At 35.8% G+C, this 14740-nt stretch carries 17 protein-coding genes, 1 pseudogene and 1 other annotated feature; of the genes and pseudogenes, 5 read left to right on the top strand and 13 right to left on the bottom strand.

Annotated elements, in window-relative coordinates; all coding sequences use genetic code 11:
- Positions 1 to 18 precede the first annotated feature (18 nt).
- From ACQCPR_RS08930 to ACQCPR_RS08915, 4 genes are all read right to left on the bottom strand, one after another.
- The gene (locus ACQCPR_RS08930; protein WP_427138806.1) at positions 19 to 183 is read right to left on the bottom strand and encodes a DUF3658 domain-containing protein; all 165 of its coding nucleotides are present in this window, start codon (positions 181 to 183) and stop codon (positions 19 to 21) included.
- Between the two features lie 12 nt (positions 184 to 195).
- The gene (locus ACQCPR_RS08925) at positions 196 to 438 is read right to left on the bottom strand and encodes a hypothetical protein (protein WP_427138805.1); all 243 of its coding nucleotides are present in this window, start codon (positions 436 to 438) and stop codon (positions 196 to 198) included.
- A gap of 50 nt (positions 439 to 488) precedes the next feature.
- Positions 489 to 833 (bottom strand): DUF1835 domain-containing protein, encoded by a 345-nt coding sequence (locus ACQCPR_RS08920; protein WP_427138804.1) that lies wholly within the window; start codon positions 831 to 833, stop codon positions 489 to 491.
- 89 nt (positions 834 to 922) lie between these two features.
- Positions 923 to 1750, bottom strand: a complete 828-nt coding sequence (locus ACQCPR_RS08915) for a MerR family transcriptional regulator (protein ID WP_090561345.1) — start codon at positions 1748 to 1750, stop codon at positions 923 to 925.
- Between the two features lie 101 nt (positions 1751 to 1851).
- Between ACQCPR_RS08915 and ACQCPR_RS08910 the strand changes: the two genes are divergently transcribed.
- Together ACQCPR_RS08910 and ACQCPR_RS08905 are read left to right on the top strand one after the other, a co-directional pair.
- Positions 1852 to 2325, top strand: coding sequence for a GNAT family N-acetyltransferase (locus ACQCPR_RS08910; RefSeq protein ID WP_090561347.1), 474 nt, complete (start codon positions 1852 to 1854; stop codon positions 2323 to 2325).
- 30 nt (positions 2326 to 2355) lie between these two features.
- Complete coding sequence (locus ACQCPR_RS08905) at positions 2356 to 3711, top strand: MATE family efflux transporter (protein WP_427138803.1); 1356 nt, start codon at positions 2356 to 2358, stop codon at positions 3709 to 3711.
- Positions 3712 to 4133: 422 nt separating this feature from the next.
- On the opposite strand, the gene trpA is transcribed toward ACQCPR_RS08905, so the two are convergent.
- The 5 genes from trpA to trpD are packed head-to-tail and all read right to left on the bottom strand — an operon-like array spanning position 4134 to position 8550.
- Positions 4134 to 4919 (bottom strand): tryptophan synthase subunit alpha, encoded by a 786-nt coding sequence (trpA, locus tag ACQCPR_RS08900; RefSeq protein WP_427138802.1) that lies wholly within the window; start codon positions 4917 to 4919, stop codon positions 4134 to 4136.
- Entirely contained in the window at positions 4912 to 6117 is a 1206-nt protein-coding gene (gene trpB, locus ACQCPR_RS08895; RefSeq protein WP_427138801.1) for a tryptophan synthase subunit beta, read from the bottom strand. Before trpB ends, trpA begins: the two co-directional genes overlap by 8 nt.
- Positions 6117 to 6734, bottom strand: coding sequence for a phosphoribosylanthranilate isomerase (locus tag ACQCPR_RS08890; RefSeq protein ID WP_427138800.1), 618 nt, complete (start codon positions 6732 to 6734; stop codon positions 6117 to 6119). Before ACQCPR_RS08890 ends, trpB begins: the two co-directional genes overlap by 1 nt.
- Positions 6731 to 7522 (bottom strand): indole-3-glycerol phosphate synthase TrpC, encoded by a 792-nt coding sequence (trpC, locus tag ACQCPR_RS08885; protein ID WP_090561358.1) that lies wholly within the window; start codon positions 7520 to 7522, stop codon positions 6731 to 6733. The genes ACQCPR_RS08890 and trpC overlap by 4 nt, the downstream gene beginning before the upstream one ends.
- The gene (gene trpD / locus ACQCPR_RS08880) at positions 7519 to 8550 is read right to left on the bottom strand and encodes an anthranilate phosphoribosyltransferase (RefSeq protein ID WP_427138799.1); all 1032 of its coding nucleotides are present in this window, start codon (positions 8548 to 8550) and stop codon (positions 7519 to 7521) included. Before trpD ends, trpC begins: the two co-directional genes overlap by 4 nt.
- Positions 8551 to 8628: 78 nt before the next feature.
- Positions 8629 to 8844 (bottom strand) — a binding site (T-box leader).
- A gap of 191 nt (positions 8845 to 9035) precedes the next feature.
- Here trpD and ACQCPR_RS08875 point away from each other — a divergent pair.
- Positions 9036 to 9266: a PepSY domain-containing protein gene (locus tag ACQCPR_RS08875; protein ID WP_427138798.1), complete on the top strand. Its 231-nt coding sequence runs from the start codon at positions 9036 to 9038 to the stop codon at positions 9264 to 9266.
- A gap of 220 nt (positions 9267 to 9486) precedes the next feature.
- Here the strand turns inward: ACQCPR_RS08875 and ACQCPR_RS08870 are convergent, their stop codons facing one another.
- The 4 genes and pseudogenes from ACQCPR_RS08870 to ACQCPR_RS08855 all read right to left on the bottom strand — a co-directional run bounded on the left by ACQCPR_RS08870 (position 9487) and on the right by ACQCPR_RS08855 (position 11567).
- Entirely contained in the window at positions 9487 to 9591 is a 105-nt protein-coding gene (locus ACQCPR_RS08870) for a putative holin-like toxin (RefSeq protein WP_402848510.1), read from the bottom strand.
- A 357-nt stretch (positions 9592 to 9948) separates the two neighbouring features.
- A pseudogene (locus ACQCPR_RS08865) lies at positions 9949 to 10492 on the bottom strand (histidine phosphatase family protein).
- A gap of 9 nt (positions 10493 to 10501) precedes the next feature.
- Complete coding sequence (locus tag ACQCPR_RS08860; RefSeq protein WP_427138797.1) at positions 10502 to 11038, bottom strand: GrpB family protein; 537 nt, start codon at positions 11036 to 11038, stop codon at positions 10502 to 10504.
- A 16-nt stretch (positions 11039 to 11054) separates the two neighbouring features.
- Positions 11055 to 11567, bottom strand: a complete 513-nt coding sequence (locus ACQCPR_RS08855) for a DUF1572 family protein (RefSeq protein ID WP_090561365.1) — start codon at positions 11565 to 11567, stop codon at positions 11055 to 11057.
- 190 nt (positions 11568 to 11757) lie between these two features.
- On the opposite strand from ACQCPR_RS08855, the gene ACQCPR_RS08850 reads away from it, so the two are divergent.
- Both ACQCPR_RS08850 and ACQCPR_RS08845 read left to right on the top strand, forming a co-directional pair.
- Entirely contained in the window at positions 11758 to 12999 is a 1242-nt protein-coding gene (locus ACQCPR_RS08850; protein WP_427138796.1) for a hypothetical protein, read from the top strand.
- Between the two features lie 210 nt (positions 13000 to 13209).
- Entirely contained in the window at positions 13210 to 14724 is a 1515-nt protein-coding gene (locus ACQCPR_RS08845; RefSeq protein ID WP_427138795.1) for a LysM peptidoglycan-binding domain-containing protein, read from the top strand.
- Positions 14725 to 14740: the final 16 nt, after the last annotated feature.

Below are 14740 nucleotides of genomic sequence, written 5' to 3'. Positions count from 1 at the left end.
GATTGTTCGGTATTACAATTATTTAATATCTTTTATTTTATACATACGCATGGATTGAAGGTCTCCCTCATAAGACAACAGTCCTAAATGAATAAGAGAACGTACACGGTATTCTATCCATGCATCCGATACCACTTGCTCCGATAAACCAACCACTTCACCTATCACACGTGTTGCATTCAAAAAATCTGTATTTTATCGTTCACTATGTAACTTCCTCACACATTCCATTATAAACGAATCATCTCTTGTTTCTAATTCATCGATGATTTCCCCTTGCTTCCATGACCGAACAATGCTTGTACTCTGTAGCAGTTTTTCCCCGTCCTGTTCTAAAGTTCTTGTCAATCCATCTGAAATCTGAAAAATGGAAAATTCATGAAAATGAGCTAACTGCTCTGCATTACACTCCCCGGTATGACGAATTTCAATTCGCAATTTCTTACGTTCTGTATAATCCCTCATTGCTTCGTATGTATTTACAACATTTATTTCAACTTTTTTTCTTTTAATAAATTACAGATGATGCGAAGTCCAATTTGCTCTGTAGCATTTTCACAAGTCCAAATCGTTACTTGGTCACCATGCTTTATATCCGCCAATTTTTGTAATGACTGTTGATACATAGTTTGGTTATCTTCAAAATTACCCCATACTGTGTGGTATGAATTTTCCAACCAAGTAAAATAACTTTTAATACCGCTGTTTTCATAAACATTTCTAATTGGTCCGATAGAAAAGTCTATAGGGAAACCAATTATTTTGTGATTATGTTCGCTTAAAGCGTGTTTTAAGCTACCAATCGCAGAATCTCCAAAAATGAGATGAATCACACGAACACTTCCGATTCTAAGTATATTTTTCTTTATGTTAAATTATTTGTACATGAAATATATGAAATATGAATTCATTTCTACTCACTTTAAATCTCTTCCACTTCTACCAATATTTGAGTGACATAATTATCACTTCCACTTACAGAGATTTCATCTAGTATATATTCCTCGTACGAATAGCTTCCAAGCTTTATTTGATGTTTATCGATAAATTTCATGATTTCTTTATAAGTTTTAGAAATATTTTTATCGTTCCCTACATGATAAGCGACTACATATAATCCTTTTGGTTTCGTGTAAAATGAAATATTTTTCACATCGGCCTCTGTTTTCGTGTACAAGTAAGAATAATTGTCATAATCCTCTTCCATCAGCTTCGCCCTATTTACCATGGCACCAATTGGATAACCAATATCAAGTTCATTTTTGTATAAAAAATCAATGAAATGGGAGACAGATTTTAAGAAAGATCGATCAGAACAATCCAATATAGAGTCACTTAAAAATAATAACTCCTCTTCCTGTATCTCTAGACTGATTTGTTTAAAATCTAACTTTAGTGCATTTTCCGTTAGAGCTATCTTTGTATCGATTATCTTTTGTATTTGGTTCAAATTATTTATCTTTTTTTGGATTTCCAATGACTTCCCTTTCAATAGCTCAATCAATTCGTCAGGGGTCTTGTTGTTCAAGAATAGTTTAATTTCCTTTAAAGGCATGTCCACCTCTTTGAGGAGTTCAATAACGTTAAAAACATCAAATTGATGATAGGAATAATATCGATAACCTTTTTCGTTTTTGATTTCAGGTGAAAGAAGCCCAATTTCATCATAATGAAATAAAGTCTGTTTTTTCACGTTACATAACTTTGCGAATTCACCTGTCGTAAAATATTTACGTAAATTCTCGCTCATTTACTTATTCCCCCTTGACTGTATGGTTACCGGATACTTTAGGATGTAACTATACCATTTAAAACTATCTATTTGTACTAAAAAGAAAGGATTTGATAGTCATGAATATTTCCATTCGTGACGTAGCGCAAGATAATGTTCAAGATATATTAAAGTTAAGTGTCGGAGAGTTACAAGCTTCTTTTATAGAAACAACTGAACAATGTTTAGCAGAAGCCCGTGAATGCACTATATATAAACCAGTGGGTCTCTATTCTGACGAGTGTTTAATCGGCTTTGCCATGTATGGGTTTTTCTCTGAAGAAACAGACAATGGTCGAGTATGGTTGGATCGTTTTTTAATCGATTCCAGATACCAAGGTTTTGGTTATGGAACTATTATGCTGAATGCATTAATACAGAAACTAGTCAATGAATTTTCATGTACCCAAATATATTTAAGTGTATATGAAGAAAATAAAGCGGCGATTCTCTTATACAAAAAATTTGAATTTCATTTCAATGGTGAATTCGATCTAAAAAATGAAAGAATTATGGTGAAAAATATAACAAACTTAAACGGACAGCTAGAATAACTCTACTCTACAAAACAACAGGTGAATAATATGAATGAAACATTAAGAAATACGCCAACTAATAAATTATTTCTAACGTATCTAATCCCTTCCTTACTCGGAATGCTATTAATGGCAGTCAATATTTTAGTCGACGGCATTTTTGTTAGCAATGGAATAGGTCCCGAAGCCCTTGCAGGTATTAATATAGCGGTACCTATATTCTCAATTCTACTATCTATTTCGCTCTGGATTGGGATGGGGGGAGCAACACTATTTTCCATTTCACTTGGAGAAAGTAATATTAAAAAAGCACGCTCAATCTTTTCACAATCTTTTTTCCTAGCTGTTATCATTGTTGGTGTACTTGTCATACTAAGTTTATGGAAGCAAAAAGAAATCGCTTATTCGTTTGGTGCAAGTGATGAAATTTTCCCTTATGTAAAAAATTATCTTCATATCATTCTAGTGTTTGGTGTCGTTTATGTGATAGAAAATATATTAAGTATTTTTATACGAAATGATGGAAATCCAAAACTTGCTATGCTTGGACTGGCTACTACCTCAGTTCTTAACATTGTATTTAATTATTTATTTATTTTTGTAATGGAACTTGGTGTTGAAGGTGCTGCCTATGCAACTGTTATATCAACTGCTATTGGATTAGTCGTTTTACTACTCCATTTCACTCGAAAAACTAGTATGTTGAAATTCACTAAATTTAAATTTGAGCTAAGGACAGTTATTGAGATATTGAAGATTGGCTTGCCAAGTTTTATAGTAGAAGGTTCTGTAGCGATGACAATTATTGCGTATAATATAACGTTTATGCATTTTGTTGGAGCAGTTGGTGTTACTTCGTATGCTGTTGTGAATTATTTACATGCGGTTTTCATCATGATATTTATTGGTATTGGTGCGGCACTTCAACCTATTGTTAGCTTTCACTACGGTGCGAAGTTATATGATCGTCTACAGCAATTCTTGAGATTAGGTGTGATAACAGGGATTTTATTCGGTGCTTGTATATTACTAGTCGGGTTGTTGTTCGGAGATGTGATTGTTTCGTTATTTGGAGTTACCTCTGAAGAAGTGTTTACTTACACGAAGACAGGCATTTCAATGTTTTTCATTGGTTATTTATTTTTAGGTTTTAATTTAGTATACGCCGAATATTACCAAGCGATTAAGAAGATTAAACTATCTTCTATTATAATCGTTACTAGAAGTATTGTGCTTTTTTTACCACTTTTATGGTTATTACCAACCTATGTAGGCAGTGATTACATTTGGCTTGCCTTCCCACTAGCAGAAGGAATTACAGCAATTGGTTTAGTAATTGCCAGATATACACTAAAAGCCTTAGCTCCGTTTAGAGATACCTCTGTGCAAGGAGCCAAATCATAACAAAAGTATGTATATAAAATGTCTCGGGAACACTGGCGTCATTGGACTGGAAAGAATGATTAATACCGCTGGTTTCCGTTTAAACGGACGCTTTCCTCGTGGGAGAGATGAGTCTTCACCGCACGCAGGTAGTTGCCGTCATTCACTCCAATCAGTTTGCTGTATAGTGCGCACTAAAATAGGTGCGCTAAGGACAGACAAAACCCACCCATAAGATTATCAAAAAAATGATATTGATTTTGACGAATGTCAAACCAATATCATTTAAGATTCACACGGTTATTATATAGTAAAACGTCTTTCTAAACACTTCGAAAACGATAGATACAGATTATAAACTTAAAGGACCGGGAGCGTTTTTTGCCCGGTTTTTCTTCGTTTATAGTCAGAACAACAAATCTAGTCAAGACATTAAATCCAATTTAGTTAAGCACTTTCTTAGACGCTTCAATTAGCTCCTTTATTTTTTCTAATTCAGTTCGATGAAAAGCCTCGACTATCGCGCTTCCCACAATTACACCATCTGCCAAGGAACCTATTGATTTCACTTGTTCGAGAGTTGAAATTCCGAAGCCAGCGAGGATTGGAACCGGGCTAACGTCTTTCAATTGCTTTAAGTGCTTTTCTAATTGATCATCAAATCTATCCCTTACCCCCGTAATTCCATTTACTGTTACCGCATAGATAAAGCCTTCACCAGCAGCAACTATCTTTTCCATACGTTCCGGTGAGCTAGTTAGAGAAACAAGTTGGACAAGTGCGACATCTGTTTTTATAAGTAAACTCTTCAATAATTCACACTCTTCTAACGGTACATCTGGAACGATTAATCCCACAATACCTAATTTATCACATACTTCTGCAAACTTTTCCAGACCGTAATTTAACAATGGATTATAATATGTCATTAGAACAAGTGGTACACTTACCTCTTGATAGAAGGTCTCTAGTTCCTGCAGGATTGATCGAAGTGTTGTGCCATTTGCAAGTGCACGTTCACCTGCTTTCTGAATGGTAGGTCCATCTGCAACAGGATCAGAAAATGGTATACCTAGTTCAATCGCTGTAACTCCTGCAGCTTGAAGAAATAATATTTTAGACTTTAATGTCTTCAGTCCACCATCACCTGCCATTATATATGGAACAAATGCCTTATCACCATGAGCATTTACTGATTGTATAGCATTTAAAAGTTTCGCTTTAGCCATTGTCATTCACCCCTAACGCATCACGAACGGTTTGGACATCCTTATCTCCTCGGCCAGATAAACAAATAACTAAAATCTCTTCCTGAGACATTTCTTTAGCCAGCTCCGTACCAAAATAAATAGCGTGGGCACTTTCAAGAGCCGGTATTATACCTTCTTTTCTCGATAATAGCTGTAAACCTTCTAAGGCTTCAGAGTCTGTAACAGAAGTATATTTCACGCGACCAATATCATGTAAGTATGAATGCTCTGGACCTACTCCAGGGTAATCTAAACCAGCGGAGATAGAATGTGCTTCTTGGATAAATCCATTGTCATCCTGCAAAATGTACATATAAGAACCATGTAGAACTCCTTCTTTTCCTCCGGCAACAGCGGCTGCGTGAAGTCCGGTTGAAATACCACTTCCCCCCGCCTCTACGCCGTACAAGGTAACAACCTTATCTTCCACAAAAGGGTGGAACATGCCAATTGCATTGCTACCACCACCAACACATGCTACTACTGCATCTGGTAATTTCCCAACTTTTTCTAAAATTTGCCGTCTCGTTTCTAGCCCGATCACCCGCTGAAAATCACGAACAATTTTCGGGAAAGGGTGTGGTCCAAGCGCAGAACCTAGTATGTAATGCGTATCTTCTACATTTGAAACCCAATATCTTAATGCCTCATTGACTGCATCTTTTAATGTGGAGGATCCCTGATCCACAGAAACAACTTTTGCACCTAATAATTCCATTCGAAATACGTTAAGTTCCTGTCTCCGCACATCCTCTTTTCCCATGAAGACAACACATTCTAAATCAAACAATGCGCATACTGTTGCGGTTGCTACCCCGTGTTGACCAGCTCCAGTTTCTGCTACTATTTTCTTTTTCCCCATACGCTTGGCCAGCAGCGCCTGACCAATAGTATTATTTATCTTGTGGGCCCCAGTATGGTTTAAATCTTCTCTTTTCAGATATATTTGAGCCCCTCCAAGTTCCTTTGTTAGTCTTTCTGCAAAATATAATGGTGTTTCACGACCAACATAATCTTTTAAATAGTAATTTACTTCATCTAAAAACAATGGATCACAAATAGCGTCCTCATAGGCATTTTCAAGCTCTATCAAAGCAGTCATTAATGTTTCTGGAACATACTGACCACCAAACCTACCATATCTACCAACTCTTTGTTCCTCTGAATAATTAACCATCATTCCCCACCCCTATCTTTTACAGCATGTATAAACCCTTGAATAAGTTCTTTATCTTTGATGCCATTTCGTTCTACTCCACTAGACACATCTACCATATAAGGATTTACTCTCTCAATAGCATCTTTTACATTACTTGGGGTCAAACCACCTGCTAGAATAATTTTTTCAGTCGGTATATTATTAACTTCCATCAGCTGCCAGTCAAATACTTCTCCACTACCGCCTTGATAATCTGTACCAGGTGCATCAAACAAATAAAACTCTGTCTCGTACTTTTTCGCCTGAAGAACATCCTCTTCATTGTGAACCGATAATGCTTTGATTGAAGGTAGATTGTTTGTCAGTATAAATTCAGGAGTTTCCTGACCGTGATATTGTATATAATCAAGCGGAACCTCTTTGAGTGCATTTATTAGTTCCTCTTTTGTTGGATTTACAAAAACTCCTATCTTCAAAACCCTAGGAGGCACTTCTTTGGCTAGCTCGTGCGCTTTTGCAACAGTTACTTTCCTCTTACTTGGTGCAAAGACAAAACCAATCGCATCAACACCAGCATTAACGGCGATTTCCACATGTTCTTTCTCCATAAGCCCGCAAATTTTCACCTTCGTCATGAGGTAATTACCTCCCTTTTAACCTGTAAGCTTCGAACAGCATTTTCAATTTCTCCACTACGCATTAACGATTCCCCCACTAGCACTGCACTAGCACCATAGCTAGCTACTTTTATAGCATCAATGGAATCCCAAATACCGCTCTCACTAATGAGCACACGCTCTTCTTCAAACGGAAATATTGCTGCGATTTCCGCAGTTCTAGATAAATCTACTTGAAATGTTCTAAGGTCCCGGTTATTAATTCCGATTATTTTCGCATCTAGCTGCAATGCTCGATCTAGCTCTACAGAATCATGAACTTCCACTAACACTTCCAAACCCTTACTTACTGCATATTTATATAAACTATTAAGCATCCCCTGCTCTAGTGCAGCTACGATAAGTAAAACAACAGACGCTCCAGCATTCTTTGCATAGTCTATTTGGATTGGATGAATGATAAAGTCTTTACAAAGTATTGGGATATCTACGGTACGAGCAACTTCTGCTAAATCATCAAATGTTCCTTGAAAAAAAGGGGTATCGGTCAATACAGAAATACAAACAGCTCCTGCATCAACATATCGTGTTGCTTTTTCACCAGGATTGATTCCTTCTGCTATCAATCCTTTTGAAGGAGAAGCTCGCTTAATCTCGGAAATTACCTGTAACGTTTTAGATTGATAAAGTGCATCAAACAAAGACTTTCTGACAATAATTTTAGCTTGATCTGAAACCGGTCGAAGAAGCATCTGCTCGATTTCCCCTTTTTTAGCATCCAATATCTTATCTAAAATTGTTGTCATAATACCACCTCATGTCTTACAGATTGTTGACTAAAAGCTATAGCTGCTTCCAGCTTTTCTAATGCTTTTCCTGAATGGATAGTATCTTTGGCCAACTTAACTCCTTCTTGAATCGAGCTAACAATTCCTGAGGCAAATAAACCAATACCACTATTAAAAAGAACTGTATCTAAATAGGGACTTGTTTCACCTTGGAGAACATTGTGCAGGATTTTGGCATTTGTGTGACTATCTCCTCCTTGTATTGCAGAAATAGGAGCAGAAGCTAAACCTACATCATTTGCTGTCAGCTTAAAGGGTATTAAATCACCGTTATCTACTAAGACTAATTGATTAACACCTGCTAGAGACGCCTCATCCATCCCACCAGCACCACAAACAACTATGGCCCTTTTTCTACCTAAAATTCTTAATACATCTGCATATTCCATTGTGAAGTCTGAGCGATTAATCCCAGTATATTGTGTCAGTAATCTAATAGGATTAGTTAACGGTCCAACTAGATTAAAAATAGTCGGTTTTCCAATCATCTTTCGCGCAATTCCAATTTTCTTTAGTCTGGGATGTACATTTGGTGCGTAAAGAAAAGTTAATCCTTCTCGTTTAAGTAATTCTATTGATGCTGCTGGGCTAATTGAGGTATGAATCCCTAACGCCTCCAGTACATCGGAGCTTCCAGCGTTACTTGAAATTTTTCGATTTCCATGTTTTGCTACCGTAACTCCTGCTGCAGCTAACACAAAGGCCGAGGTAGTGCTAATATTAAAGCTATTCAAGCCATCACCACCTGTACCGCAATTGTCCATATATTCTCCAATAGGCTCATTCAAGTTAATAGCAAATGACTTCATAACTGTTGCAAGTGCAGCAACTTCCATGGAAGTCTCACCCTTTTTGGAAAGTACACTTAAGAAATCTACAATATGTTGTACTTCCGTATCTTCCGCAAACATTGCCTTTGAAGCTGTAATCATTTCCTCATACAATAAATGTTCACTCTTCTCAACTTTTTCTATAAATCCTCTCATCTCAATCTCTCCTCTGCTCTGCTCGTATCTTGAAAATAAAAAAAGTCCTCTTCCAAGGGATTTCAGAAAAATCCCTTGGAAGAGGACGGTATGGACCGCGTTGCCACCTCTAGTTGGAGTGTAATACTCCCGCTTAAGCTCCTGTAACGTAGGAAAACGTCTGCCTCTATAACACTTGATGTGTTTCGAGGAAGCTCTCATAAGCCCATTCACTTCAGTAACAAATCAGTTTTCACCAACCACTGACTCTCTAAATTGTCCACTAAAGCTACTATTCTTATTCAAACAATTTCTCAGCTATACTAAGCTATTCTCAGCTCATCTGTTCTTAGGCGACGCTACTTTTAGCGTCTTCTACCTATATTCGAACATAAAAGTTAACTATTATGATAGTAGGAATACTTTTAATTGTCAAATATTTTTTATCCTTTTCCTCTTTATTTGCATAACTTAGGTTATAAGCAGACAAGGAGGTTTTTTTATCAGTGGTAAATCCAATATATGGACAGCGGATTACTTTAGAACAAGCAATGAGTATTGCCTTACAGAGAATATCCGGGGAAATTGTCCACGTGGACTTGGATATGGAAGATGGCATTCTAGTATACGAAGTATTCATCATGACGCCTAACAACCAGATTTTTGAAGTAGAAATCCACGCAAGAACAGGAAATATATTAAAAATAGAACAAGAAAATGACATTGATTATGATTGAATAAACAAACATGTCACAAAAAAAGAAGTAGTGATATTATTGGGAACAACTACTCCGTTGATTCCCTTCAGGATAGTTGGTATAATAAAGGAAATACAGGTATACAATAAAATACCGACTGGATGTTAGTAGCATCCAATCGGTAAAATAGATTGATTCCCTTCAAGGGTGTCGGCAAAGTAGATTAAGTAATCCATCCGAGCGCTAACTCACAGGTGGATTACTTTTTTCGTGTCATTGAAAAAGTCAGCGTAATCAATGCAATGATTAGTGAAGAAAAACTAATCATAATTACGAGAGATTCAAATATCGTCAAAAGCAGCACCCCCTTCTGTAACAGTCATTAAACAGAAAGGAAAAAAGTGCCGTCCACCCATGAGATCATCAATCTATATACTTAATTATACCACACATACGTTCTATTTTAGGTTTTTAACTTATGAAAAAGTAAGTTATTTTTGTAACTTTCTATTCTAAATTTGAGATTCTGTAATTTGAGATTCCAAAAAATTGGGTTAAAAATCTCCATTTAATCCATGGGTAAACCCCTTTTTCCATTAGTTGTGTTATATTTTCCTCAAGAGATATTAATCTAATACAACATTCGACTATACCTGATCTAGCAAGTTATTACCTATTTGTTCAAGATCACACTTTAAAAGTGACTTTCTATTTCAAATCGTTAAAAAGTAGAATTACTAACACTACTTGATTTCGATTCCATACACAACCTTCTGACCTCTATCAACTGCTGTTCATAAAAAGAGAGTTGGTAGAGGTCAGGCATTTCAAGTTCCTTCCAAAAACTAAAATCATAGACAGGGTCAAAGTAATTCATTATTAAAACCATTAGATTTCCATGTGTCCCTATTGCGACATTTTGCCCTACATATTTCTCCAAAATCTCTTTTACTCGGATGTGAAAAGTCAAAATCAGACCACACTTGAAGAATTGCTTCATTGAAATTATCTACCGGCTGTTCAGATAAGACCCGTTCCTTTAAGTCATCATTAATTTCTATTTCTTGCTCTAAGTGGAGTGCAATTCCTTCAACAGTTTGATACGCTCGCTTATAGGGACTCGATACAACAATGTCTATATCTTCTTCTATTAATAAATCAGTTACTTCTTTGGCATCTATTAATCCCTGCTCCGACAACGGTCTACCTAACTCATCTGTTGAATAAATGGAGTGCGCGTGCCGAACAAAATATAAATTTGTTATCATTTCTATTCACTCCTTTTTAGTTCGCTTTGAAAATATACTTTTTACAAATGGTTCTTTCAAATCTGTATACAAATTTATAGTAATATCCTTTATTTTAGCACTGTCTACTTTGATCTTTTGGTATTCATCTCTAGCTTCAGCGTTTGAATTTAAATAATTATGAAAATATAGTTGGTTTCTCCATAATTCATTTTCATATTCAACCATATGAATGAAATGTGTTTTTACTTCATATGTATCATCTGTAAACTTAGCAAGAACTATTTCACCAGGTCTTTCTACTCTCAGTCTTAGAAATCCAATATTTTGCAGGGCTATAAATAATGACTTATCTACTTTTGCAATATCATCTACCCCCACTAATATATCTATGATTGGCTTTGCAAGCATGTTAGTTATTGCGGTACTTCCTATATGTTGTATTCGGTTTTCTCCAAGTCCTGTAACAACAATAATTTGTTGCTTTACTCTGTTAAACTCTTTTTTCCATTCAGCTGTGTAAGGAAATAACTTCACTTCGTTTTTTTCTAATCCTAGCTCCAATAGAAATCCTCCAGTATTAACTTTGTTTTTTGGGAATAGATAATGTGGTCCATTTCTCTTCAGTAGTTACTTGTTTGGCAATGTATATCACTTGACCAACATGGGAGGATGTATGAGAAAGACTTCTTATAACAGCTTCCATTACAGTATGCGGCTCATTTCTAATATAAATGGTTTGGAGCAGGTGTTCCGGTTTAATAGTATCAAGAGCACTCAAAAATACCTGACACCCTTCAGACCAAATTTCCATCAATTCTTCACGAGTTTCAATTGTACTTTCAAATTCTTTGTCCCGATTCCTAGTAGTTTTTTCGCCATCTGTCGTCAAGAAGTCTGTCCATCGTGAAATCAGATTTCCACTCATATGCTTAATGATTACCTCTACACTATTTGAATGATTATTTGGTGCCCAAAATAACTTATCTACTTCCATCTGAATAACTGCTTTTTCTGTATCCTTCATTAAATCTAAAAACTTCTTCCTAACTACTCGTATAAAATCAAAGTGTATAGATGATATGTCGTTCAAAATAATCCACTCCTTTTCTTTTATTATAAAGTAAATATTCAGAAAAACTATATACCCGTAAATAATCAATGAACATAATCTAGATGGCCTATTCATATTTTATCTTTTTCCATATTATGCAATAGAGAAAGAGATTTTGTCTTTCTACTAATTCTAGTATTCATACTAGTAAAAGAAAGGAGGAACTTTAATGGCAGAAAAAATATTTATCAATAACACATTAGCAGCATTTCAAATTACCCTCTTTGTTCGTGAAGGAGAATTCCCGTACAACCAGGATGGAACCGTAACATTTACACTAGAGCCTGGTGAAACAGAGATTGTTACCTATGGTAGCGACACAAATATATTTTTAAATGGACTAACAATCTTTACAATTTATGAAGGTGATCTTTTCAGTTCAGTAAAATTTGTAACAGCTCAAATGAGTGAGTTAGACAATCTTCTTAATACAAATGACACAATAACTATTTCACAAGTACAAACCGATTATGTATTATCTGGTTCCAATATATTTCTGGATGCGGTTAATGATGCTCAGACAGTAGCAGAAATGAGAGCAGCGATTGAAGATCCTGGTTTGGGGCTAAATTTAACAGCTTATAACGTTCTTTCCGAAGCTCAGAGAGATGAAGTAGTAGAAGTATTGCTAAATACTAGACCTGTTGGGGGTTATCCTTCCATTGCAAGTGTCCAAGCATCCCTAGATACGGCAATAAATGAGCTTGTTGATCCAAACAATATTTACGTAAGTGCAGGAGCAGTTGGAGGAGATGGAAGTATTGCAAATCCTTTTGGATCAATTACCGAAGGAATTGCAGCTGTTAATCCTGGAGGAACCGTGCATATTTTAAGTGGCACATATCCAATCACTTCCCAAATTTTAGTTAACAAAATGGGAATAACCTTATTAGGAGAACCTGGAACAACTCTTCTTCTTCAAGCAGATATTATAGCCTTATTAATTACTGCAACTGATACTACGATTAACGGGCTAACAATAACTAGTGATATTCCATATGCAAAGGAATTCATCCAAATTGGTGGTACAAATACAACCTTATTAAATAATACGATATTTGGTCCACCTCAAGCATTGCCAATGTCAAACTGGGTTGTAAACCGGGCAGTAGTACCACAAGGCGGGATAAACATTGTAGTTGAGGGAAATACGTTTTATTCATTACGAACCGGGATATACATTAATCCAAATGTAACCGGCGAGATAGATAATAATGTAGTATATAATACAAAAGGCGGCTTCTTAGTAGACAGAGCTTTCACTACTTTTGTAGGCAACTCATGGGGTATTCCAATGAATGAGTTTGATATCGTATTATTTGCCGGTACAACTACCGGACCACCATATGATAATCTTCAAGCTCTTAGTACAGCTAATAATAATGCAACCATATCTGACCAACGTGTTTAATATAAAGGAAGAAGTAAAAGCCAACTTATTATTTGGAAGTTGGCTTTTTTTCCAGGCATTTCACATATCCCGAATGTTAAGAAGCATTTTTATTGTCCCCCATTTTATATTGGTGAACTTACCACAAAGTACCTGTATCTATTAATTTAAAACCATAGTAATCTATGAAGGTTATAATACTACTTTCAAACTAGAGGAGAATGGGTTTAAGTGAAAAAAGTACTTCCTATTTTTATTATATTTGTCTTATTTCTAAGTTCTCGCCCTATACAAAGTACAGCCACTGGTAGTTCACTTTCAGTGGGGACTGTTCAAATAGATAACGTTAGAGTATTAAGTTTACCTAAACAAGGTTCAACTGTTATCACCACATTAAAAAGAGGAGAAGAATTCCCTGTCATATCTACTTCATCAGGAGACTCATCTACCGATACAGTGCATACTGTAAGTCCTGGAAATACATTATGGAAAATTTCAAACCAATACGGGATTCCACTTAGTGCACTTCAAGAGACAAATAAGCTTACTTCAGCAGAAATTCGAATTGGACAGAAATTAATAATTCCACAAACACATACACTATATACTGTTATAAAGGGTGATACTTTATGGAAGATTTCTGAAAAGTTCAATGTAACTATTAATGATTTAACTAAGTTGAACAGACTACAATCTTCAAACCTAGTTGTCGGTCAAAAATTAAACATTCCCGATTATTACGTACAAGTTCAGTTGTTGGGTGGTAAAAAAGGCTGGGTTAATAAATCACTTTTAAAACAAAAGAACCAGCAACGAATCGTAATGGGATGGAAGTATAACGGAAGTTCGCAAAATTATACACAACAATTGAAGCACTCTAATTTAAATGTGGTGTCACCAAGATGGTATACTTTAAACAACACAGGTAATTTTGTTCTAATTACAGCTGACACAAATTATCTGAAAGATGCACACAACAAAGGCAAGAAAGTTTGGCCCCTAATTGGAAACAAATTCGACCCAGTTTTAACTGACTTGGTATTAAGTAATCCAGAAAAACGCAAAAAATTAGTGTCAACTCTTAAAAATTCTTTAGTTCAAACAAAAAGCGATGGAATAAATGTGGACTTTGAAAACATCGATCCGAAAAACAAGCAAGATTTTATCCGCTTCGTAACCGAACTTAAAAACGCTCTTCATCCACACGGAATTAAAGTATCTGTTGATGTTACTCGTGAAAACAATGATCCTTTTTGGTCTGGAAGTATAGACCGTTATGCGTTAGGTCAGGTTGCTGACTATATCATTATGATGGGTTATGACGAGCATTGGGGAGGTAGTCCAGTAGCGGGCTCTGTAGCTTCTATGCCATGGGTTCAAGAAGGTATTGAACTGTTAATGAAAGACGTACCATCTCACAAGATTATCTTGGCGGTACCTTTCTACACAAGAGAATGGATTACTAATTTAACGACAAAAAAAGTGAAAAGTATCGACCGTACAATGGGTGAGGTTGAACAAATTATCTCTTCAAAAAATCTTATAAAAGTTTGGGATCAAAATACCCAGCAAAATTATGTGGAATTTACTGTAAACGGGGATAAGCACCAAATATGGGTGGAGGATAAACAATCTATCAAACTTCGTATTGACCTCGCTAACCAATTTAACTTAGGTGGAGCAGCTGCTTGGTATATCGGCTCTGAAACACCTGATATTTGGAATATATACCATTTCAACAAGTAAATGGAGTGTGAAATCC

The organism is Psychrobacillus psychrodurans, assembly GCF_050209195.1.
GTDB lineage: Bacteria > Bacillota > Bacilli > Bacillales_A > Planococcaceae > Psychrobacillus > Psychrobacillus psychrodurans.
Note: the sequence above shows the minus strand (reverse complement) of the source record. Positions and strands in the feature narration are given on the sequence as shown.

Excerpts from the sequence above, each read along its gene's own strand:
- ACQCPR_RS08915 (WP_090561345.1), bottom strand. The coding sequence starts at position 1,750 with ATGAGCGAGAATTTACGTAAATATTTTACGACAGGTGAATTCGCAAAG.
- ACQCPR_RS08910 (WP_090561347.1), top strand. The coding sequence starts at position 1,852 with ATGAATATTTCCATTCGTGACGTAGCGCAAGATAATGTTCAAGATATA.
- ACQCPR_RS08905 (WP_427138803.1), top strand. The coding sequence starts at position 2,356 with ATGAATGAAACATTAAGAAATACGCCAACTAATAAATTATTTCTAACG.
- trpA (WP_427138802.1), bottom strand. The coding sequence starts at position 4,919 with ATGGCTAAAGCGAAACTTTTAAATGCTATACAATCAGTAAATGCTCAT.
- trpB (WP_427138801.1), bottom strand. The coding sequence starts at position 6,117 with ATGGTTAATTATTCAGAGGAACAAAGAGTTGGTAGATATGGTAGGTTT.
- ACQCPR_RS08890 (WP_427138800.1), bottom strand. The coding sequence starts at position 6,734 with ATGACGAAGGTGAAAATTTGCGGGCTTATGGAGAAAGAACATGTGGAA.
- trpC (WP_090561358.1), bottom strand. The coding sequence starts at position 7,522 with ATGACAACAATTTTAGATAAGATATTGGATGCTAAAAAAGGGGAAATC.
- trpD (WP_427138799.1), bottom strand. The coding sequence starts at position 8,550 with ATGAGAGGATTTATAGAAAAAGTTGAGAAGAGTGAACATTTATTGTAT.
- ACQCPR_RS08850 (WP_427138796.1), top strand. The coding sequence starts at position 11,758 with ATGGCAGAAAAAATATTTATCAATAACACATTAGCAGCATTTCAAATT.